22 protein-coding genes are annotated in these 22018 nt (G+C 57.8%); 13 read left to right on the top strand and 9 right to left on the bottom strand.

Features of this window, described 5'->3' with window-relative positions:
- Positions 1-252, bottom strand: a 252-nt coding sequence (locus GC177_01110; protein ID MBI1274555.1) for a malate dehydrogenase, incomplete at its 3' end; no start/stop codon positions are given.
- A 184-nt stretch (positions 253-436) separates the two neighbouring features.
- Positions 437-1138, bottom strand: coding sequence for a YggS family pyridoxal phosphate-dependent enzyme (locus GC177_01105; protein ID MBI1274554.1), 702 nt, complete (start codon positions 1136-1138; stop codon positions 437-439).
- A gap of 409 nt (positions 1139-1547) precedes the next feature.
- On the opposite strand from GC177_01105, the gene GC177_01100 reads away from it, so the two are divergent.
- Complete coding sequence (locus GC177_01100) at positions 1548-2585, top strand: uroporphyrinogen decarboxylase (GenBank protein MBI1274553.1); 1038 nt, start codon at positions 1548-1550, stop codon at positions 2583-2585.
- Here GC177_01100 and GC177_01095 read toward each other — a convergent pair.
- Positions 2575-3129 (bottom strand): hypothetical protein, encoded by a 555-nt coding sequence (locus tag GC177_01095; GenBank protein ID MBI1274552.1) that lies wholly within the window; start codon positions 3127-3129, stop codon positions 2575-2577. The genes GC177_01100 and GC177_01095 overlap by 11 nt on opposite strands.
- Positions 3130-3187: 58 nt before the next feature.
- On the opposite strand from GC177_01095, the gene GC177_01090 reads away from it, so the two are divergent.
- The 9 genes from GC177_01090 to GC177_01050 all read left to right on the top strand — a co-directional run bounded on the left by GC177_01090 (position 3188) and on the right by GC177_01050 (position 13864).
- Positions 3188-4276: a ferrochelatase gene (locus GC177_01090; protein ID MBI1274551.1), complete on the top strand. Its 1089-nt coding sequence runs from the start codon at positions 3188-3190 to the stop codon at positions 4274-4276.
- A gap of 37 nt (positions 4277-4313) precedes the next feature.
- Positions 4314-5474 (top strand): hypothetical protein, encoded by a 1161-nt coding sequence (locus tag GC177_01085; GenBank protein MBI1274550.1) that lies wholly within the window; start codon positions 4314-4316, stop codon positions 5472-5474.
- Between the two features lie 56 nt (positions 5475-5530).
- Positions 5531-5962 (top strand): protoporphyrinogen oxidase HemJ, encoded by a 432-nt coding sequence (hemJ, locus tag GC177_01080; protein ID MBI1274549.1) that lies wholly within the window; start codon positions 5531-5533, stop codon positions 5960-5962.
- Between the two features lie 127 nt (positions 5963-6089).
- A complete protein-coding gene (rho, locus tag GC177_01075) occupies positions 6090-7364 on the top strand; it encodes a transcription termination factor Rho (GenBank protein MBI1274548.1) in 1275 nt (424 codons plus the stop codon).
- Positions 7365-7456: 92 nt separating this feature from the next.
- Complete coding sequence (locus tag GC177_01070) at positions 7457-8089, top strand: hypothetical protein (protein ID MBI1274547.1); 633 nt, start codon at positions 7457-7459, stop codon at positions 8087-8089.
- A 61-nt stretch (positions 8090-8150) separates the two neighbouring features.
- On the top strand, positions 8151-9590 hold the full coding sequence (locus GC177_01065; protein ID MBI1274546.1) for a hypothetical protein: 1440 nt from the start codon (positions 8151-8153) through the stop codon (positions 9588-9590).
- Between the two features lie 164 nt (positions 9591-9754).
- Entirely contained in the window at positions 9755-12868 is a 3114-nt protein-coding gene (locus GC177_01060; GenBank protein MBI1274545.1) for a hypothetical protein, read from the top strand.
- A gap of 40 nt (positions 12869-12908) precedes the next feature.
- Entirely contained in the window at positions 12909-13424 is a 516-nt protein-coding gene (locus GC177_01055) for a hypothetical protein (GenBank protein ID MBI1274544.1), read from the top strand.
- Complete coding sequence (locus GC177_01050; GenBank protein ID MBI1274543.1) at positions 13415-13864, top strand: hypothetical protein; 450 nt, start codon at positions 13415-13417, stop codon at positions 13862-13864. The genes GC177_01055 and GC177_01050 overlap by 10 nt, the downstream gene beginning before the upstream one ends.
- On the opposite strand, the gene GC177_01045 is transcribed toward GC177_01050, so the two are convergent.
- Genes GC177_01045 through GC177_01035 form a run of 3 tightly spaced genes read right to left on the bottom strand, consistent with a single transcriptional unit; the run spans position 13861 to position 16104 of the window.
- Positions 13861-14931 carry an alkene reductase gene (locus tag GC177_01045; GenBank protein MBI1274542.1) on the bottom strand — a complete coding sequence of 357 codons (1071 nt, stop codon included), beginning with the start codon at positions 14929-14931 and terminating at the stop codon, positions 13861-13863. The two genes, GC177_01050 and GC177_01045, sit on opposite strands and share 4 nt — an antisense overlap.
- A 2-nt stretch (positions 14932-14933) precedes the next feature.
- Positions 14934-15647 carry a hypothetical protein gene (locus GC177_01040; protein MBI1274541.1) on the bottom strand — a complete coding sequence of 238 codons (714 nt, stop codon included), beginning with the start codon at positions 15645-15647 and terminating at the stop codon, positions 14934-14936.
- A gap of 10 nt (positions 15648-15657) precedes the next feature.
- Positions 15658-16104: a DoxX family membrane protein gene (locus GC177_01035; protein MBI1274540.1), complete on the bottom strand. Its 447-nt coding sequence runs from the start codon at positions 16102-16104 to the stop codon at positions 15658-15660.
- Positions 16105-16217: 113 nt separating this feature from the next.
- Between GC177_01035 and GC177_01030 the strand changes: the two genes are divergently transcribed.
- The 3 genes from GC177_01030 to GC177_01020 all read left to right on the top strand — a co-directional run bounded on the left by GC177_01030 (position 16218) and on the right by GC177_01020 (position 19741).
- Positions 16218-17117, top strand: coding sequence for a LysR family transcriptional regulator (locus GC177_01030; GenBank protein ID MBI1274539.1), 900 nt, complete (start codon positions 16218-16220; stop codon positions 17115-17117).
- 63 nt (positions 17118-17180) lie between these two features.
- Positions 17181-18050 (top strand): hypothetical protein, encoded by an 870-nt coding sequence (locus GC177_01025; GenBank protein ID MBI1274538.1) that lies wholly within the window; start codon positions 17181-17183, stop codon positions 18048-18050.
- Positions 18050-19741 carry a hypothetical protein gene (locus tag GC177_01020; protein MBI1274537.1) on the top strand — a complete coding sequence of 564 codons (1692 nt, stop codon included), beginning with the start codon at positions 18050-18052 and terminating at the stop codon, positions 19739-19741. The genes GC177_01025 and GC177_01020 overlap by 1 nt, the downstream gene beginning before the upstream one ends.
- A 12-nt stretch (positions 19742-19753) precedes the next feature.
- Here the strand turns inward: GC177_01020 and GC177_01015 are convergent, their stop codons facing one another.
- From GC177_01015 to GC177_01005, 3 genes are all read right to left on the bottom strand, one after another.
- Positions 19754-20530, bottom strand: coding sequence for a phosphate ABC transporter ATP-binding protein (locus GC177_01015; protein MBI1274536.1), 777 nt, complete (start codon positions 20528-20530; stop codon positions 19754-19756).
- Positions 20524-21816 (bottom strand): phosphate ABC transporter permease PstA, encoded by a 1293-nt coding sequence (gene pstA / locus GC177_01010; GenBank protein MBI1274535.1) that lies wholly within the window; start codon positions 21814-21816, stop codon positions 20524-20526. Before pstA ends, GC177_01015 begins: the two co-directional genes overlap by 7 nt.
- Positions 21806-22018 (bottom strand): phosphate ABC transporter permease subunit PstC (locus GC177_01005; GenBank protein MBI1274534.1); only part of this gene is annotated, 213 nt, incomplete at its 5' end. The genes pstA and GC177_01005, both read right to left, overlap by 11 nt.

Here is a 22018-nt window from a genome sequence, read left to right as displayed (position 1 = left end):
GCCGGCGGTGACGATCACCACGTCGGCATCCTTCAGGGCTTCGGCGTAATCATTGGTGCCGGTGAAGCTGCCGTCGAACCCTTCCACCGGGGCGCTCTGGGAAATATCCAGCGCCTTGCCCTGCGGCGTGCCCTCGGCAATGTCGAACAATACTACATCGCCAAGCTCCTTCAGCCCAGCCAGATGCGCCAGCGTGCCACCAATCTGACCCGCGCCTACCAATGCAATCTTGTAACGATGATGATGCGACATAACGCTCCCCTCTAAATGAACTACCATCTTCCTACGCCGCTGCGGGGGTGGGGTCAATATATGGTGACGCGGGACGCTGTCCCCACACCCTGCCAGGGGACCAGTCCCCTGTACCCCGTATTTTCTTTTATCCCCCGCCCGGAGGGCTTTCGGGGGATAAAAGAAAATAATGGGATCCAAGGGTCTAGACCTTTGGCGGGGGTGTGGGGGCAGCGCCCCCGCGTTCCCCAAATATCGCCGTACCCACGCGGATGATGGTGGCGCCGTAGCGGATGGCGGCAGGGTAGTCGCCGCTCATGCCAATGGAGAGTTCGGGCAGGCCGAGTTGTTGCTGGCATTGATAGAGCCAGGCGAAATGGGAGGATGGGTTTTCGTGCGCCGGGGGGATGGCCATGAGGCCGGTGACGGGTAGGTTTTTCTCGCGCCTGGCCCATTGGGTGAAGGCGATGGTTTCCTCGGGGGGAATGCCCGCTTTCTGGGGCTCCTTGCCGGTGTTGACCTGGATGAAGAGGGACTGGGTCAGGCGTGTCTGAAGGTTCCAGTGTTTGGCGAGTTCCTCGGCCAGTTCGGGGCGGTCCAGCGATTGGATGATGTCAAAAGTGGCAAGGGCATCCTTGACCTTGTTCCGCTGAAGCGGACCGATGAGATGGAGTTCGAGATCGGGGTATTGCTGGCGGAGGGCGGGAAATTTCGCGGCGGCTTCCTGTACTTTGTTTTCACCAAACAGACGCTGGCCAGCCTGGAGGGCTTCCAGAATGCTTTCGGCCGGGTTGGTTTTGGATACGGCCATGAGGCGGGGAGTATTCTTTTGTAATGCAGCATCTGCCGCCAGACATTTTATGTCGGCGCGGAGGGTGCTGAGGCTGGATGAAATGGAATGGATCATGGGGTCTCCATACAAACTTATCCCCTAAGAGGAAAGCGCTTGTGGATAATGGGGGTAAGGCCGGGGTTATGCACAGGGAGCGAAAAACTATCCCCGGGTTATTGTTTTTAGTTTTTCAGTTATCAGCCTGTGAATGGGGTTATTCATTCCCTGTGGGAAATAATCTGTCCCTGGATTATCCCAAAAGCCGGTGGTTTTTGTACCCGATATTCACAGGGTGATAAAAATCACGGTTTTTCCTCGGGGAAGGATTTTTTATGCCGAGGGCGTTCCACGTGAAAAAATCGGGTTATCCCGGATTGGGGAGATGTTTGACCCTTGGGTAAAAAGATGGGATAAGATGGTTATCCCCGGCACTCACCGCACTACTACCCATTACATCCAAATAAAGATAAATATTTAAAAAAGGATGAAGAGAAGATTCATGCCCATCTTGTCTGACTATCTGAAAAAAGCTGACGAAAGATTAAAGCGCCCCCCTGTGTGGCTGATGCGCCAGGCTGGAAGGTATCTGCCGGAATACCGCGAGGTAAGAAAAGGGCACCCGGATTTTCTGGGATTCTGTTTTCATGTGGATGATGCCACGGAAGTGACATTGCAGCCCATTCGCCGGTTTGACATGGATGCGGCGATTATTTTCTCGGATATCTTAGTGGTGCCTCTGGCGCTTGGGCAGAAGGTCTGGTTTGAAGCGGGTGAAGGCCCAAGGCTGGAAGCATTGAAAGGGCTTGGAGACCTGAAAACGGATATTGATCTGGAACGGTTGAGACCGGTCTATGACGCCATCGGCAAAGTGAGAAAGAACCTGGATGCGGCTAAAACCCTGATCGGCTTTGCCGGAGCACCCTGGACCCTGGCGAGTTACATGCTGGAAGGAAAAACCGCGCGTGATTATGCCGAGGCACGGCGTATCGCTATTTCCTCTCCGGAACTAATGGACGGGTTGATGGCGCGGTTAATTAACGCCGTGTCACTGCACCTGATGGAGCAGGCGCGTGCCGGGGCGGATGTGCTGATGCTGTTCGATAGCTGGTCAGGTGTGCTGGATGCCACCGGCTTTGAACGCTGGAGCGTGCAGCCGGCCAAGCAGATCGTGGCCAAGGTGAGGGCCGCGTTTCCGAATATTACCATCATTGGATTTCCCCGTTGTGCGGGTACGGGCTACCTGCGTTATGCCGAAGAGACGGGAATAGACGGAATGGGGGTGGATGCGAGTGTTTCCATTCCGGAACTGGTGAAGCTTCAGAAGACGGTTATTGTTCAGGGAAATGTGGATAATCTGCGTCTGGCCTACGATATGCCAAGTGCCATGAGTCAGCTTGATGGGGTGTTGAAGAAAAGTCTGCCGGGACAGCTGATCGTGAATCTCGGCCACGGGGTGATTCCGCAAACGCCGCCGGAACATGTGGGAGAGCTGGTGAAGAAGGTGAAGGAATTTACCTGGTAACCGATTCCGTGAGAATTTCCCTGACTGCCTCATGCGCCAGCAAGGTGTCACTGACGGCTTTCGTTTCAATACCCTGTTCGAAATTTACGGTCAGGCCATTGAGGATACGGATAGCATCTTCCGCCTGTTCCAAAGGAATGGCATGGCAATAGCGTCCCTGTTCCAAGTTGAAATGCGCGTGATCGACCACACGTTGCAGGGAAGAACGTTCCGTAAAAGTAAAAGGCCGCTGATTTTTTTGACGTTTCTCTTTTTGGGTTTCATCCTGCGTGGGGACTTCGATTACATCGATGCCTTTTGTTTTTAATTCTGAGATGGCTTGCTCATAGGCCGAAAGGGCCTGATTTTCCAACGAGATGAAATCCAGATGCGAGACGAAGGCGATGTGGGGGATGTGCATGGTGAGATAGACCCGAGGATGGTCTTTTTCGTGATAAAGGCCGACAAAGGCATCCGAATGCACAATGAACGGATGATCTTCCCTGCCGAGGGGCTGAGGCGCGGCGTGCTTGTCGGTCCGTAATGTACCTATGCTCATCTTCATGTTCCCTGTTTTTTCTTGTCTGCTAAGCTTGTGCATGATTGTTACGGTTTGATGAAGGATGGAGTTTGCAGTGACGCGCAAGGTGGCGGTGATCTTATTCAATCTCGGCGGGCCGGACAGTCTGGAGGCGGTAAGGCCGTTCCTGTTTAACCTGTTCTATGACCCGGCGATTTTTCGGGTACCGAACCCGTTGCGATGGTTTCTGGCAAACCTGGTTTCCAAAAAACGCACTCCGGTGGCGCAGGAAATTTACAGGCAGATGGATGGGCGCTCCCCTATCCTGCCGCTCACCATGCAGCAGGCAAATGAGCTGGAACGCGACCTGATGGAAACCAGCCCGACGGCGGATACGGAATTCCGCGCGTTCATCTGCATGCGCTATTGGCACCCGATGACAGAAAGCGTGGTGCAGGATGTGAAGGCATGGGGACCGGATGAAGTGGTGCTGTTGCCGCTTTACCCGCAATATTCGACCACGACGACGGCGTCTTCGGTGAAGAAGTGGCAGGAGGAATGCATCAAGGCCGGGTTGATGGTGATTACGAAACTGGTGTGTTGCTACCCGGTTGCGCCAAGCTTTATTCAGGCGCATGTGGAGCTGATCCGCAAGGCGTGGGATGATGCAACCCGCGCAGGCAGGCCACGGTTACTTTTATCTGCTCATGGTTTGCCGGAAAAGGTTATCAAGGACGGTGACCCATACCAATGGCAAGTGGAGCAAACCGCCAGCGCGATTGTGAATGCGCTGGATATTCCCAACCTTGATTATCAGGTGAGCTACCAAAGCCGGGTGGGACCGATGAAATGGATAGGCCCTTCCACCGACGATGAAATACGGCGGGCGGGGAAGGAAGGTGTTTCGCTGGTGGTGGTGCCGGTGGCGTTCGTATCCGACCATTCGGAGACACTGGTGGAACTTGATGTGGAATATAAGCATCTGGCAGAGAAAGAGGGCGTGCTGTTTTACAGCCGTGTGGCGGCCTTGAATTCCAGCGAATTATTTTCGCGCAGCCTGGGTTCCGCCGTCAGGCAGGTACTGGCATTGGGTGCGGTCAAGCCCCCGGATTATTCGGTCTTGTCCCAGGGAAATGCGCGCATCTGCCCCAAAGATTACAGTGCATGTCCTTGTTTTGTCACGAAAGCTTAATGGCGAAGGGCTAGGATGGCGTTAGAGGGAATGCCATATGAGCCTTGTACCTGGAGTGATGGAAGCCGTATCGAAGGAAGAAAACCGGGAAACGGACCCGGTGTTGTCGCGGCTCGATAAATTACAGCAGCAGATTGAGCGGATGCAGCAGCAGATGCGCCAGGCGCTCTACGATAAGGGCGAGCAAGACCCGCGTCTGCAGACCTATCAGGTGGATGAATGGCGGGATATCGGAACCTATCAGGTGAAGCCGCTTGTTGAAGCCATGCTCGGCAGCGCGATTGCCGAGGCGACCGACGGAAAAATACCCGAGGGTTATCATTACGCCAAATGGACCGACAGGACCATCGTGCTCGCCAGAACACCCCATTACGAATATGACCCCGCCCATCCGGAACGGGTGGAACAGGTCATCAAGATTCGCGGTTATTTCAACGAACCTGAACAGAACAAGCATTTGCTGGTGCCGGACGATGAGCTGCTGCTGGGCAAACTGGGCGCCGGATTCCGTCGTGGTTTTGGCAAGGATGCAAAAGTTTTCCTGACGCACGAACCGCGCGGAGATGACCGGATGCTCGGGTTGCCGGATATTCTGAAACTTCGCGGCGAGGTGCTGCGCGACGGATTCAATCCCTGGGACGTGCATCCCTATAATGTTCAGCGCGTGCGTGGCGAGGTGAAGATCATCGACCAGGATGCGCTTCTTCCCTTGGAGAATATGTTCAAGACCCTGGGTGACAAACCCGTCACCGATCCCGACAAGCGACGGGAACATATCATGCGTGAACTTTTCTTCGGTCCGCTGGAGATGTCCAAGGCGCATATGAAGCATTATTCGTCTGACGAAGTGGTGGCCACGCTTGTTACCTGCAGCATGGTGATGCGCGCGATGCGGGATGCGCTAGGCCTTTCACCGGAAGAAGTTTTGGCATGCGAGCAGAAGCTGGAACTGTTCCTGTTTGACGCAGGCAAGAAAGCCGGGGTGAGTTTGACACCGGATGCCATCCATAAGCTTGCGGGCGAGGCTTCTTACGGCACCCTGCAGATGGCGGCGGAAAACCTGAACGACCTGCTGCTGACGCAACGGGCGAAGGAAAGCGCGCTGGATATAGGCAACCTGATCGAAGCATCCTCCCGCGATGCGGATGACCTGGCCATCTGGGCCAAGGGGCAGGTTCAGCTTCCGGTGGCTGCATAACAAACAACCGGACAATTGTATGTGAAACGGCTATAAGGCTCGTAACGGAGGGCTGCATGGAACCGTATCTTATCTGGAAATGGCTGCATATCGTGAGTTTCACCTGCTGGATGGCGGCGATGTTCTATCTGCCCAGGCTGTATGTTTACCATGCCGGTGTGGCGGAGGGATCGGAGGCATCCGAACTGTTTAAGGTGATGGAACGCCGGTTGCTGAGGTTCATCTGCAACCCGGCCATGATTCTGACCTTTGTGTTTGGGGGATTGCTGCTCCATGCCAACCCCGATGCGATGCATCAGGGATGGTTTCACGTGAAATTTACGCTGGTTCTGATCCTGTCGGGGTTTCATGGCGCATGTTCGCGCTGGAGAAAGGATTTCGACAAGGACGCCAACCGGCGCAGCCAGAAATTTTACCGGATCGCCAATGAGGTGCCGACGTTACTGCTGATCGCCATTGTCTTTTTGGCGGTATTAAAGCCGTTCTAACGGATTTTGCTTGCCAAGATTCTTTTGCATGGCTAAAGCGTAATCGTGCTGTTCAGCATTGTTTGCGCCCCGTGAGGCGCCCTAATCCCCACGTAATGATACATAAAAATCTCTTTGGGAATTCCCTATGAAAATTCAAGAATTGAAGCGTAAGGCCCCGGGCGAACTGTTCGCCATGGCCATGGAATGCGGCGTGGAAGACGCCAGCGCCATGCTGAAACAAGACATGATCTTCGCCATTCTCAAGGCCCGGGCGGAAGCCGGTGAGCCGATCCAGGCCGAAGGGGTGCTGGAAGTGATGCAGGACGGGTTCGGCTTTTTGCGCTCGCCCGAGGCCAATTACCTGCCGGGCGCCGATGACATTTATGTGCCGCCCTCCATCGTTCGCAAGTTCGGTTTGCGCACGGGTGATACGGTGGAAGGCCCGATTGTTCCGCCGGTGGGTTCCGCCCGCTATTTCGCCATCGAGGAAGTGCGCGCCATCAATTATGACCCGCCGGAGAAAAGCCGCAACAAGGTTGCCTTCGACAACCTCACCCCGCTTTATCCAGAACAGAAAATCAAACTGGATTTCGACGATCGCGGCGATAAGAAAGACCTTTCCACCCGCATCATCGATCTGGTGTCGCCGCTTGGTAAGGGCCAGCGGGCGCTGATCGTAGCGCCTCCCCGCACGGGTAAAACGGTGCTGCTGCAGAACATTGCGCATGCGATTACGGCCAACCATCCCGAGATTTACCTACTGGTACTCCTGATCGACGAGCGACCCGAGGAAGTGACCGACATGGCCCGCACGGTGCGCGGCGAGGTGGTGAGCTCCACCTTCGACGAACCGGCGGCGCGGCATGTGCAACTGGCCGAGATCGTGATCGAGAAAGCCAAGCGCCTGGTGGAACATAAGCGCGATGTGGTGATTCTGTTGGATTCCATCACGCGCTTAGCGCGTGCCTATAACACGGTGGTGCCCTCTTCCGGCAAAGTATTGACCGGCGGTGTGGATGCCAACGCCCTGCAGCGCCCGAAGCGCTTTTTCGGCGCGGCGCGTAACATCGAATTTGGCGGTTCGCTGACCATCATCGGCACCGCGCTGATCGAGACGGGCAGCCGTATGGACGAGGTGATCTTCGAGGAATTCAAAGGCACCGGCAACAGCGAGATCGTGCTCGACCGTAAACTGGCCGACAAGCGCGTCTTCCCGGCGATCGACATCAACAAATCCGGCACGCGTAAGGAAGACCTGCTGGTGGATAAGCAGATCCTCACCAAGATGTGGGTGCTGCGCCGTATCATGAACCCGATGGGCACGGTGGAAGCCATGGAATTCATGCTCGAGAAGATCAAAAAGACCAAGAATAATGATGATTTCTTCGAGATGATGAATAATCCGAGCGCGGCGGCCTAGATTATAGCATTGTATCTCAGGCGGTTAGCTGTTTGTCATAAAAACGTCATCATGCGTTGCCACATTTCCTAAAAACATACAGGGAGTGTAATATGCAGGATGGTGACATTATCAAGCGGTGTGCCCGTAATGATTGGGAGCTCGTCATCAGCAATGATGGAGCCAGGGATTCGTTTTTTCATATTGAAGAGTCGGTGCTGAATTCTGAAGATGTTGACGCGTTGTGTGCAACTGACCAGACCGTACTGCTTCTCAATAACGGACGGTTTGAGCTGAGGGCGCTGGCAGGTTCGGAGCTGGAAAAGGCGATTCGCGCGCGCATGATCATGTCCTTTCAGGAATATGATTTGGCATTTACGGATTTTATGGATTCCATTGCCCCTATTCTCTCTCAGGCATGGCTTACGTTGATGCCACCCGACATTGATCCCACGAAGCAGACATTGGCCGAACTTGTTTCTAAAAAAGCTTTTCCATCTGACCTTTTAAGTGAGAATGAATGGGCGTTATTGGCTGGAGCACATTATGCGGGCCTATGGAAAAAGATTGATGAAAAGACATTTGAGCCATGGAGTTTTCGACGGGAAAATGCGCGCGCCGTGCTTCTAGAAAGCCCTGAATTGTGGGTGCCGGCTCATCTGCGTCAGCTGCCAGATGATAATGTTGTTGGAACGATTGGAAATGATCTTGCTCGAGAAGTGGCAAATCAAATTCTTGTCGCCTGAACCTCGCTGTCACGCATTTGTCATGGAGGCATTCTAGCCTGAGCTGCCGATGGAGTTTGACATGGCCGCAGCACAGGCAGATGCACAGGTTTCTTCCCTTTCCCAGCACGAGAATGAACGCGCCACGGCAGCGGTGAAGGTGATGGAGGCGCTGGCGGCGCATGCCTTCACCATTCCGGAGCTGGCCGATGTTTTCCATTACCGCGTGGAAACGCGGCGAGACATTGTGCTGGATGAAAAAGGGCTGGTGGTGCGCGACCATCAGGGCAAGCCGGTGCCCGGGGTGCGGGTGTTCGGAAACCCCTATGCCGGGGCGGCGCAGACCATCGGCATTCTCGGCATGACGCACGGTAACGAGCCGGTAGGGCTGGTGGCGGTGGAGGTGCTGGAGCGGCTGCAGGAGGCGGGCTTTCTGAACCCGCAGGCGCGGGTGCTGTTTGCTCTCGGAAATCTGGGCGCGGCGCATGAATATTTCCGGCATTACGACCCGGCCATTCCCTCCGCCGCACGGGTGCAGTATCGCGGCGGCAGCGCCAGCACGCAGTTGAACCGGCTGGCCGAAAATGTGACGACCGCCCTCCCCGCAGAAGATGCGCCGGAGGATTTTGTGCGCGCCTACCGGCTTGGTCGGGTGCTGCCGCTGATGCAAAAGGCGGGGCTGGATATGCATTCGCTTTCGACCCCTTCCGTTCCGTATGTGATTGCGCATCGGGCCATGACGGAAAGCGAGCTTGCGCTATTGCCGGGCATGGGCGTGAACCATATCGCCCAGACCCAGCCGGGGCTGTTCTCCGCCAAATTGCTGGCAGATTTCGTGGGTACGGATGAAACGTCGGTGATCGTGGTGGAGCATGGTTTCCATGAAACGCCCGCCACCTTCACCGCAGCGGTGTGGAGTGTGCTGACCTATTTGCGTCATGCGGGCGCGCTGACGAAGGAGGCGGAACGGGCATTCGACCAGTTGCGGGCTCCCCTGCTTGAGCAGAAGGACATCGATTTTTATCAGGGGGTTGGCTCTACTTTTCATCCGGCATTTTCGCCGGTGGGGCAAGAGTCGGTAAAGTCGGCATTGCTGGCGGATGATTACCTGCTGTTGCCGGGCGATGTGCGCACCAAGCCGGAGGCGCATAAACCCTTGCAGGGGCTGCTGGCGCGGCTCAAGGCCATGCCCACGCAGGAACGTAAACGCTGGCTGGAGGCCCAGCAGGGCAACCCGGAATATGGCGCGTTTTTCAGCCCTATCCGTAATTTCGACGCATTCCATAAAGGGGATGGGTTTGCCATCGGCATTGAAACGGGGCATGTGCTGCGGGTCGAGCAGGAAGGCCATATGATTCTGGCGCCGGGATTTCCGCTGGTGCCGAAAGACTTTCCCGAAGTGATCAGCCTGATTACCGAACCGGCCAGAAGGCTGGAATTTCCGCAGCGCGAGAAGAAGGAGCCCGGAGAGGCTATTTTAAACTCCATTCCGCCACAACAGGGTTTGCGGCAGGCTGGATAGAAGCCAGCATGGAAAAGCCTTAAACATTAATGGCTTATCAAGGGGCAGGTGGAGAGCTGTGCCGCCTCCCGAGCTGCGCCATTAATGGTTTTGGCGCTGTTTTTACACTTTGCTGCAATAAAAGGTTAATTCAGGCGTGATAAATTAATGCCATGCCGGGAGACGTGCGTGCATCGTTGGATGCGCTGGTAATCAGCGCCAGGGAACAGGGGATTCTGCCCGCCAAGGGTGAATCGCCCCTGGATGCCTATCAGGGGCAGTTTCAGTATATTTTCGCCACCAACGTGCGTACGCCGCTGCGTGATATGATTCTGGCACTGGGGGCAGAGCCCGATGCGACAAAACGCCAGGAATATCTGGGCCAGATTGTGCAGTTTGTGGATGAGGTGGGAACGGGCCAGGCGGGCGTGTTCGGCACCGGAGACATGGCTTCGGCAAGGGCTACCCTGCTGATGCTGGGCAATTACGTTGCCCTGACCGGCGACACGCAAAGCGTGAGCGCCTGGTATGAATATGGCATCAGCGACGGCGTTACGGCAGGGATGCCTGCCGATACGGCCTATGGCATGATTTTTTCTGCGGCGCTGGCGGTGGAGCGGGACCCTTCCCTGCTGACGGCCTATGGAATGGACCAGCAGACCTATCTGCAATATCTCATCACCTCACTTGGCTTGCCACCGGAAACGGGCTTTGAAGCCGTGATGGCGGCGGATGTGTATCATGCGGCGGAAAGCGGCACGCCGCCGATTGCCGTACCGGCCGTGCCACCTTCTCCAGAGGCTTTGCCGATCACCCGCGCCAGTGTGGCGGCGTGGATCACCACACCCGCTATCGCCCCTGTTTACGACCGGCAGTCGCAAAACCCGGAAAACCCGGTGGTGCGGGCCGGTGTTTTTTACGGCCAGAACCCGATGATCGACTGGGGGCAGGCCATGGCATCGGCCCATGTCGCTACGGGCGGGTTCAACCCCCTCACCTCACGGTTCTGGGGGCAACCGGCGGAATCTGGCGTGCTGGTGCAGGCGGCATCCATCACGCCGCGCTACCGGCCTGATTTGCCCGAGGGCGTGGAAGGCGCCGGGCCGCTGTATGATGCCTATAATCCGCGCTTCCGCCCGCAGGTGTGGGAAGTGATGAGTATTGTGCAGGTGGAGGACCCGTTTTCGGATACGCACGGGGCTGTGCTGCGTCCGGGGGCCGTTGCGCCGTTTTTGCCGACCGGGGGTGAGCCGCTTTACCTTTATGATACGAATATGCCGCCCGATGGCACGGCCGGGGAAGGGTTGGCGCGGACCGATACGGGCAATGACGGGTTTGGGCTGGATAACCTGAATGAGCTTTTCCCCGCGGGGAGGGAGCAATACTGGCCCCAGGTGATTTTGTACCAGAATGACGTGACGCCCGACGGCCAGCTGTTTCGTGAAGGCATGGACGGAGCCGCCGACATGTATAGCGCTGTGTCCGGACAGAATGGTTACCTCATCGATACGCCGGAAAAATTCAACGCCTATATGGCATTTTTGCAGGGCGGGCCTGATGCATTGCCGCCGCAGGGGTTTGAGCCCCTGCCCCCGATCATCCCGATAGGGCTATTTGCCACCGAAGGCGACCGTGTGGTGAATGATTTCGCCAAGCTGACGCGGTTCAACGACCGTATCTATACCAGCAACATGACCGGCGAGCCCATGACCATGGATCAGATGCTGGCCGATATTCCCAACGGCTGCAAGATTGCGGCCGGCGGCATCATCGCCATGGTGGCGCAGCGCGATGAGGGCGGGAACATCTTGCATGATGAACACGGCAATATCGTTTTGCGTGAAGATGCCGCGGCTATCATGGCGAACATGACGGCCATGGGCTATAGTTGGGGGTGCCAGAAATCCATCGGCACATATGAACTTGCGATGGCCATCATGCAGGAGCAATGCGTGATGCCGGACGGCAGCAGGCCGGATACGGCGCAGATTTTCGGCCAGAGCAATGTGGTGATCATCGGGTCGGCCAGTTTGCCGGTGGCGGATGCGCCGTATAACACCTATGCCGTCATCAACAGTCAGGATAACCTGGTAGGGGAATTATGCGGCATCGATAATCCCGAACTGGCGGATGTGGCGGGCACAGAAGGCTATGAGCATTTTCACCCGGTGATGGTGAATTTCGGCCCTCCCCCGGGCACCCTGACCGATAACGGAGCCATGCATGGGCATGGATTGGATCATTACCTGGATGCGGTGACGACCGAGCAGCCAATCGTGTTGACGCGAAGCCTGGTAAATGGCGAGGTGGGTTATACCAACACGCGTGATTTGTGGGAAAGCGGTGAAGCCGCGCCGACCTATACGGTAAACCAGATTCTAGAAAGCGGAAGCCCTGAGCTGATTGCCGCTTTGGCGCGTACGCTCATGCCGGAAGAAATCGGCTCCGTGTTCAGCGCGCTTTCCGCCGAACAGGTGACGCAGTTGCTCGGCAGTCCCGAATTTCTGAATAACCTGCCGACCATGACGCGCGATACGCTGATGAACGAGCATTTCGAGGGATGGGCCGTCGGTCGCGGGTATCAGGGCGTGCGCGAGATGGTATCGGATGTCGTGATGGACCCGGTGAATGGATTTGGACGCGAGGGGATGATCGAACTTCTCATTGGGCAGCCGCCCGTTGGGGGAGATTCCTATATGGCGGAGGTTTTGGCAGAAGCCTTAAATGCCAACCCTGCGCAGGCGTTTGCGTTCTTTTCCGCTTTGCCTGCGGAGCAGCACCTGGCCCTGCTGGAAAACCCGGTGGTGATGCAGAATCTCGACGCGCCTGCCCTGGGCAATATTCTGGGGGGCTATTACCAGATGCTTGCCACCAATCCAAACCTGGGATTCACCTTGGATGACGGCACCGGCCGCAGCGCGTATGACGTGATTCTCAATACCTATGACGACCTGATTCGCGCGGGGCGGGAACAGGGGCTGACCACCATCGTGCTGGATGACGGCAGCGTGCTTCAGGCGGATGCACTCATCGCGCAGCGCGACGTGCTGAACCAGGCGCGGCTGGAAGCCATGGCCGTCGACGGCATTGATAATGCGGAACGAGCCTTGATTGCGGAAGACGAGGGGCTGCAAGCGGCCGCGCTGCAGGTTATAAATATACCCGGTATGGATGGGGTGGTTGCCGCTCTGCAACAAAGCGGCATTCAGATTCAGGGAGATGCCCTGACCGTAGCCGCCGCTCCCACCGCCGTGGTGGCGCAGCCAGTGGAAACTGGGCCCGAGTCGCCCGCGCTGTAATCGTCATCTAACCGTCATGCAGGCATGCTAACACACGCCCATGACGACATTGCCCAAACATGCCCAGCCGTATGATACGGTTGAATTATGGACCGGTCTGGATGGTTTTGCCGAACATGCATTCGGGAAAATCATGCAGGCGATGCTTAATGAAGATGCCGCCAATATCCGCAGCGTGGAAACGGATAACGGCCATGAGCTACTGCTGCTTCCGGGTCGGCGAAGCTATCACGATGCGCCCATGTGGGAAGGCGAGGTGCATCTGCGCCCCAACGAAATGGCGATGCTTCGCTATTTGTGCGGTGAGGCCGAGGCGCTGGGGCCCGAAGTTACCCCCCAGCATGATGACCTTCTGTGGGGTGTAGCCCAGACCATTTATAACGAAATTGGCGTGCGCGACGTCACTGATTCGCCTCTGGGTGATGGACGGCAAGTTGCCCAGGTGACGATGAGCGCCTCCGCCATTATGGATTTGCAGGTGTTGACGCAGGCCAAGCTGGAGCATTTGCAGAACGCCAGAAACCCCAAAATCATAGATATAGACGCATGGTCGTAGAACATGACGGAGATTGGCTGGAGCCGGATGGTTTCGACCCCAACCTGGGCACGGACCCGCATGATTACAGCGCGGGTGACGACTGGCTGATTGAGCTTGGCAAGCTTGCGCATTGCGCGAAAGACAGGATGAGGCGCGACCCGCAGCGCGAGGATTGCGCCAGGTTCCATTTTGCCACCACGGTGCAGACGGCCGATATCTTTCTTCAGCTAGCGGGCTATTGCCTGGAGGATGGCGAGCTGGTGAATCATCCCGAGCAGTTGCGGAGCATTCAGGGTATTCATATTCATGATGCCGGGATCGGCGGAATGGATGAAGGCGGCTATATGAACGACCTAGCGGCAACATTGGATATTACCATGTCGCTCTATGCGGCCGACCGCCTGCTGCATTACGTAAAACAACAGCAACAGGCGGGCGGAAGTAAGAGCAAGAATTAGGCCGCCGCCGACCGGTGCGGCGGGTAATCGGTATAGCCTTTGGCGCCACCGCTATAAAAGGTGGGCTGGTCCGGCTGGGCCAGCGGCCAGTTGTGATGAAGGCGTGAGAGCAGATCCGGGTTGGCGATGTAGGGCGCGCCGATGGAAATCATGTCCGCCTTTTTCTGCTCGAGCGCCTGTTCGGCCCGTTCCTTCAAATAGCCGCCATTGAGCATCAGGACGCCCGTGTAGGCCTTGCGGATAGCGGCGCTGATGAGGGCGCTTTCTTCCGATTTGGATTCGACGATGTGAAGGTAGGCGAGCGGCAGGCCGTTCAGCATGGCGGCCGTCTGGGTGAAGGTGTCCATCGGGTTGCTGTCCTGCATGGAATTGAAGCCGTTGGTGGGAGACAGGCGCACGCCCACCTTGCCGTCGCCCCAGACGGCGATGGCCGCTTCCGTTACCTGTTTGAGCAGGCGATAGCGGTTTTCCACGCTGCCGCCATAGGGAGCCTGGCGCCGGTTGCTGCCGTCGCGCAGGAACTGATCCAGCAGGTAGCCGTTGGCGGCATGGATTTCGATGCCGTCAAACCCGGCCTTTTCGGCATTGGCGGCGGCATGGGCGAATTGCCGGACGATGCCTTCGATTTCTTCGTCTTTCAGTGCGCGCGGGGTCGGGAAATCCTGCATGGAATAATCGGCGGTCATTACCTGGCCGTCGGCGGCGATGGCGGATGGGGCAACCGGCGTTTCGCCCATCAGGCTGATATGGCCGATGCGGCCGGTATGGAAAAGCTGCATGAAGATGCTGCCACCCTGCGCGTGCACGGCATCCGCCACCGGTTTCCAGGCATTCACCTGCGCATCGTTCCAGATGCCGGGAATGTTGGGATAGCCGCTGCCCTGTTTGCTGATGGCGGTAGCTTCGGTGATGATGAGGCCGGCGGTGGCGCGCTGGGTGTAGTAATCCGCCGCCATGGCGGGCTGGATGCCGTCGGCATCCGCCCGGCTGCGCGTCATGGGGGCCATGGCGAGGCGATTGCTCAGGGTTTTTTCCGCAAGCTGGATAGGGGTGAAGAGAGCGGACATGGTTAGTTTCCTTTCACGGTGGGGAGATCGATCAGCACCAGCTCGGCATCCTCGCTGGCGGTGACTTCCAGTTTCGGCAGGTCGGCGATGGCGGCACCGTCACCGGCGTTCAAGGCGTGGCCGTTGCTGGTGACACTGCCTTTGGACACCAGCAGATAAGCCGCGCCTGTCAGGTTCTGGGTCAGGCTTTGCCCTTTTTCCAGCCGCCCGCCGAAAATGGCGGCATCGGCATGGATGGTCAAGGCGCCCTGCCCCTGATGTTCGGCAAAGCCGGATGCGAGCACCGGCAGGCCGTTATCGTTGGCATGGTCCGGGAAGTTACGCTGTTCCCAGCGTGGACGGATGCCGCGTTGGCGCGGATAGACCCAGATCTGATAGAGTTTAGTATCCTCGCTTTCCAGGTTATGCTCGGCATGGACGATGCCCGTGCCGGCGCTCATGACCTGGATTTCACCGGCGGTTGTGCGGCCGTTATTGCCCAAACTGTCCGTGTGGGTGATGGCGCCCTCGCGGACATAGGTGATGATTTCCATGTCCTGGTGGGGGTGCATGTCGAACCCGCCCCCTGCGCGCACGATGTCGTCATTGATGACGCGGAGCGGGCCGAGGCCCATGTGCCGGGGGTCGTGGTAATTGGCGAAGCTGAAGTGATAATGGGCGTTCAGCCAGGTATGTTCCATGTTGCCGAGGTCGTTGAAGCGTCTGACTTTAAACATATGACATCTCCTATTCTTTGATGCAGGCCGGGATGAAACGGTCAATCACCGGCAGGGATTTAAGGGCATAGGCGCCAGAGCCGAGGAGGCTCACGATGGTGGCGTGCGCGGCCAGGTAGAGGGGGAATTCCCAGCCGCCGCCCTGGTTGGAAAAGAGCCAGCCATTGCCGCTATGCGCCCAGATCGCCCCGAGTAAAAGCGGCAGGGTAAGCAGGCTGGCCAGGCGGGTGTACAGGCCCAGAATCAACGCGCCGCCGCCGACAAGCTCCCCGAACATGGTGAGATAGGCGGCCGCCGGTGGAAGACCGAGGCTGGCGAAATAACCCACCGTGCCCGGCACCGTGAAAACCAGGACCTTCATCAGGCCATGGGAAAGCAACAGGCCGCCAAGGCTGACGCGTGCCAAGGTGGCGCCGAGTTCCTGAGTGTTGGTAACCTGAGTGTTGGTAAATGGCATGGGAATCTCTCTTGGTGTGTTTGATGGGCTCACCATAACATATTCAGTTTTGATGATAATCCGCTTATATGGAAGAGGATTGATTCCCGTTTGTTATTAATCTAGGGTGAGGAATGGAAGATTTCTCATCCTTGGCGGCGTTTGTGAGCGTGGTGCAGACCGGCGGATTTGCTGCCGCTGCCCGCGCGCTGGGCATTACCGGCCCGGCGGTGACCAAGCAGGTGCAGAAGCTGGAGGAAGGGCTCGGCGTGAGGCTGCTGAACCGCACGACCCGCGCGGTATCCCTGACGGATGAGGGGGCGCTGCTTTATGAGCGCGCGCGCCGGCTGCTGGAGGACTGGCAGGAGGCCGAGGCGATGGTGCGCCAGTCCCGCGTGGTGCCGAAGGGGCGGCTGAAAATCGGCGCGCCCATGAGTTTCGGCGTTCAGTATCTGGCGCCGGTGCTGGCGCGGTTTGCGGCGGCCTACCCGGACGTGAAGCTGGATGTGTGTTTTGAAGACCGTATGATGGATGTGGTGGAGGAAGGGTTCGACCTGGTGATCCGCATCAGCGCGCTCAAGGATTCCCAGTTGATTGCCCGCAAGCTGGCCCCTTGCCCGCTCGCCTGGGTGGCCAGTCAGGCCTACATCATGCAGCACGGCACCCCTACCCTGCCCGAGCATCTTACGCAGCACCGGCTGATCGAATACAGCAAGCATGGCGGGGTGTTTTCCTGGAGTGCTGCCAAAGGCGAAGAGCAGCAGCAATGGACCTTCGCCTCCGTCATGAAGGCCGATAATGCCGAGGTGATGCGGGCGGCGGCGGAAGAAGGCATAGGCCTGACTCTTCTTCCACGCTTTGCCGTGGCCGATGCCCTGGCGCAAAACCGGCTGGTAGAGGTGCTGGGCGACTGGCAGACCACGCCGGAGCGCTGCATTTACGCCCTGTTTCCCGCCAACCGGCATTTATCCGCCAAGGTCAGGGTGATGCTGGACTGGCTCGTGCGCGAGCTGGTGCCCGTTATTCCGGCCTGAGCGTCATCATCCTGACATGAAACAGAGGCATAAAAGCTCGTCACGGAAGCGGAAGGGCTTGTTATGGCACGTCATATTTATGTGAATCTGGCCAATGGGGCTGTGGATGAGATCATTCATCAGGCGCATTGGGAAATTGCGCGTGTCAATCCGCTGGCGTTCCACGGTATTATTGAAGAGCACCCGGAAACCGATGCCCTGAATCGGCTGGATGATGCGTTGCTGGCCTTATTGGATAAGGGGGAATATCGGCAGGAAATCGACACACGCCTTGAGCAGGGCGATGTTCTGACCATCGGTTTCGGACCGGACCAGTTAAGGCTTTTGTTGGGGGCGGTGATTGCTACCGATAAAACAGGCGAGAATGGGCTGCCCGTCTATGCTCAAACGGGCCTGTCGCAGGATGTGACCCTGTACGGGCACTTGAACCGCCTCATTCGCATTACAAACCTGACGGAGAAACCGGATGCCAGTTTTGAGGGAGGCCGGGCAGAGAATGACGAGATGCTTGCGCTGATAGAGCAAGCGCGTGGCGCCATGGAAAGTCTGTTCGCTAAACTGGCCATGCGAGGGCTGAATGCTGATAATTTCCATGAGCAATTAGAAGACCAGCTGCTGAGGCTTTTTAATATCGATCTCGGGCATGACCGGCAGAGGCCCGTAACTATCACCATTCCGCCCCTGGGGGAGTGGGACAGCGCCGCCCCATTCGCCGAAGTGAGCATGACCTGCGGCGAGCCTGAGCGGCTTTGGGCCAATATCGCGGGAAATATGAGGGGGCACGTGTCTCATGTATCAGGCATTGAAGAGCAATGCGGGGCGGCTGAAATGCTCGTGTTCAACCGTAATCCCGATGTACCCGACACCACGATTTCGGTCGTGGTGAAAAACGCCCTCACCCATCTGGCGGACCAGCTTGCGCGGAGTGAGTGATGGGCTTGCTGCGCGATGAAATGAACGCGCGCGTTCGCGACCATCTGGACTGGTTTGCCAGCCGTGGGGCTTATGACGGCAAAGGATGCATGGAGAAACTGTGGCGATGGGTGGAAGATGACCCCTATGCCATGGATTTTCTGTTTCACGGCGTGGATGAAGACGGAAGGCAAGTGTGGATGCCGGAGCGGTGGACGCATCCCGAGGGAATCGCCGTCCTGCTGGGTGGCGATACGGAGATGCTGGCGAACGCACCCGAATCCGGAGAAAGACGCGAGACCTATCTTCGCTATGTGGCGGAGGGACAGGCACGTCACTTTGTCGCGGGCATCCCTGCCCTGCTTGAGATGGACCGGCTGACGACCCAGGGCAATATGGCAAGCAGCATGGTCGATCTCCAGACGCTTCAGTATGTGAACAGGCATCGCCGCATCCCGCAGGACGACCAGCTTGCCGGGATGGCGCAGCGGGAGGAAATGTCGCCGTGCCTGGCGGAGCTGGCATGTGAGCTGGAGCAGGTTTTTCTGAAGGGCCATGGGTGTTTTCCTCCACTGGAAGAGCGTATCGGCGATATTGAGCATATCCAGCTGAGCTCGATGGAGATGGACCATGATTTGCGCCGCCTTCATGCCGCACGAATGGAGCCGCAGCGAGAACAGCTGGAGCCGCTGGCGGATGTGATCATTCAGCGGCTGCCGCAGCTTGCCGGTAACCGTGACCTGCTGATCTCCCAGCTGGTGTTTGCCGCGAATCTTTCCGCCGCCGATCATGCCATGGAGGCGTGTTACCGCCAGCTGGAAGAGGCGCACGGTCAAAACCCCGACGCATTCAATTATCTCTCTCCCGGCGTGACGCACATGGCCTTTCCTTTCCGGGAGGCGATGTATGGCGTGGCCTATGGCGAGGCGCGTTATCACCCCGCGCATGGCGAGGCCTCGGGCAATGCCTGGACAGAGGCCGGAGGGCAATGTTACCTGACGGCGGAAAGCTCCATGCAACAGCGCATCGCGGATTTCAGGCGGCGCTTTTGTGGCGAGATTGCAAAAGCGAATGGCGATGTGTTCTGGGGGCGCACCCATGTCGGCGCCAGCCTGCAGCGGACGGATGCCGACGATAGTCTGAGCCTGAATATCGAGGGGGATTTCAACCCGCTCACTCAATGGATGGCAGGCGTGATGACGGGCATTTCCATCCGGTTGGGAGAGCGCAATCCGGAATCACACGGGGATGTTGCCTGGTCTCCCAAGCGCTATGATTCCCTGAAGCAGCATATTGACGCTTTTACCGGGATCGGCAGCGGTTGCCAGCCTACCCATTTCGAGTGGCGCAATGTCATGACGCCGGATGATTTCGCCTTGCTCTATCCGCGCCTGGCGGCTGAGGGAATCGATCCGTATGAATTCGCCACCATGGAATTGCTGGGCGGGATGCGCCACTCCATCAACCGGCTTGTCACGCGGTTTGCTACGGTGGAGGAGTTCACCCATCATAACTGCGCCAGGCCCTATTTTGAGCTGCTTTTCATCGGGCCGGACCAGGCTCCAGAATATGCGGGCGGCGATGCATCCTGGCAGAGGGCCTTGTATGGGAATGGAGAACTGGCGAGCTATGTGGCGACCCGCATGCGGCCCGCCATCATGCAGCCCATCCTGGATGAAATCGCGCGTCATGCGCCGATTGAGCTGCGATAGAATCAAGACGGCTTAACCGAAACGGCCTTTGATATAGTCCTTGGTTTTTTTGTCTTTGGGGCTTTCAAATATATCGTCCGTCGGGCCTGCCTCCACCAGATGGCCCATGTGGAAGAAGGCTGTTTTTTGCGAAATGCGTTTTGCCTGGCTCATAGAGTGGGTGACGATGGCGATGGTGTAACGGTGGCGGAGTTCCTCGATCAGTTCTTCCACCGTGGCGGTGGCGATGGGATCGAGTGCGGAGCATGGTTCATCCATCAGCAGCACTTCAGGGCTGACGGCAATGGCGCGCGCGATGCAGAGGCGCTGCTGCTGACCGCCGGAAAGGCCTGTACCCGGCGCCGTGAGGCGGTCTTTTACCTCATCCCACAGCCCTACCCGCTTCAGGGATTTTTCAACGATGTGGTCGAGATGCGCCTTGTCCTTGAACAGGCCGTGGATGCGCGGGCCGTAGGCGACGTTGTCGTAGATGGATTTGGGGAATGGGTTAGGCTTCTGAAACACCATGCCCACGCGCGTGCGAAGGCGCACCACGTCTGTTTCCGGCGCGTTGATGTCGAGCTCCTTGTCGAGCATGATTTTGCCTTCCACGCGGCAGCCGGGGATGGTGGAATTCATGCGGTTGAGGCAGCGCAGGAAGGTGGATTTGCCGCAGCCGGACGGGCCGATGAGCGCGGTGACTTTTTGCGAGGGGATGTTCAGGCTCACATTGTGGATGGCCTGTTTCTCGCCGTAGAACACGTTGACATGTTCGGCCGCAATGTGCCCTATTTTCTTTTCCTCTACCATTTCGTTTCAAACCTTCGGCGGATGGTGGATGCGATGGCGTTCATAACAATCAAGATGCCAAGAAGCGCCAGAATAAGCAGGCATGTTTTGTCGGCGAATGCGAGCTCGGGACTGTCGGACCAGAGAAAGATCTGCACCGGCATGGCGGTGGCGGGATCCAGCGGCGAAGTGGGCGTGCCGGCGATGAAGGCGACCATGCCGATCATCAGCAGCGGGGCGGTTTCGCCGATGGCACGCGCCATGCCGAGGATGGTGCCGGTCATGATGCCCGGCAGGGCCAGCGGCAGCACATGATGCAGCACCACCTGCACGGGGCTGGCGCCCAGCGCGCGTGCGGCGTCGCGGATGGAAACGGGCACGCTGCGGAGCGCCGTGCGGGTGGAAATGATGATGACCGGCAGGGTGAGCAGCGCCAGCGTCAGGCCGCCCGCCAGAGCGGAGGAGCGCGGCAGCTCCATCCAGTGAAGGTAGAGCGAAAGCCCCAGCAGGCCGTAGATGATGGAGGGTACGGCGGCCAGGTTGTTGATGGTGATTTCCAGCCAATCGGCGAAGCGGCTCTGGCCTGGAAATTCCTCAAGATAAAGTGCCGCCATCACCGCCAAGGGGAATGCCGTCAGCAGGCAAATCAGCACCAGCCAGAAAGAACCCACCAGGCTGCCCTGTATGCCCGCCAGTTCCGGGCGGCGCGAATCGGGTGACGTGAAAAAGGCCGTGTTAAAGTGCGACTCGATCAACCTGCGCGAGGCGAGCGTCTCCAGCCAGTTGATCTCCTTGTTCTTGAGGCGGCGCATGGATTCCGGCGTGGAGGAAGAAATGCGGCCCTTGAGGAACATGTCGGCATTGTCGGAAAGCGGCAATGAAAGTGCCCTCGCCTGCCCCAGCCAATCGGGATGTTTTAACAGCTCATGGCGTATTTCAATTTCCGCACCGCGGCTGATCAGCCCGCGCAGGCGGCGAATGTCGGTTGGGTCCTGCACATCGGGGAATACGGCCTGGATGGCTTCCCGCACGGCTATATCCAGCCGCGCCAGCCGCAGGCTTTCTTCCGTAACGGGAGCGGTGATGCCAAGCTTCGTTTCATCCAGCGAAACGGATAAAATGACATGGTGCTGCCATAGCGCCGGCCAGGCACGGGTGATCATGCTGCCAAGCAGGAGGATGAGCGCCAGCGCGGCAATGCCAAGCGACGCGAGGCCTAACAGGCGGAAGCGGCGTTCGCTGCGGTGACGGGAGGCCAGCCGCTTTTCCTGTTCCAGTTCAGCCGTGACCTGTGGGTTAGAAGCCATGGCGGTATTTCTTCACCAGTTTCAGGGCGTAAATATTGAAGCTCAGGGTCAGCAGGAAAAGCACCAGGCCCAATGCATATGCGGCCAGCGTTTTGGCGCTGTCGAATTCCTGATCGCCCACCAGAAGGGCCACCATTTGCGCGGTGACGGTGGTGACGGAATTAAGCGGATTGAAGGTGAGATTGGCGGCCAGACCGGCTGC

The sequence above is a fragment of the bacterium genome, from assembly GCA_016124905.1.
In the GTDB taxonomy this organism is placed as follows: domain Bacteria; phylum Pseudomonadota; class Alphaproteobacteria; order Rickettsiales; family RI-342; genus RI-342.
The sequence above is the reverse complement of the archived record's forward strand: the minus strand, read 5'-3'. Positions and strand labels throughout refer to the sequence as shown.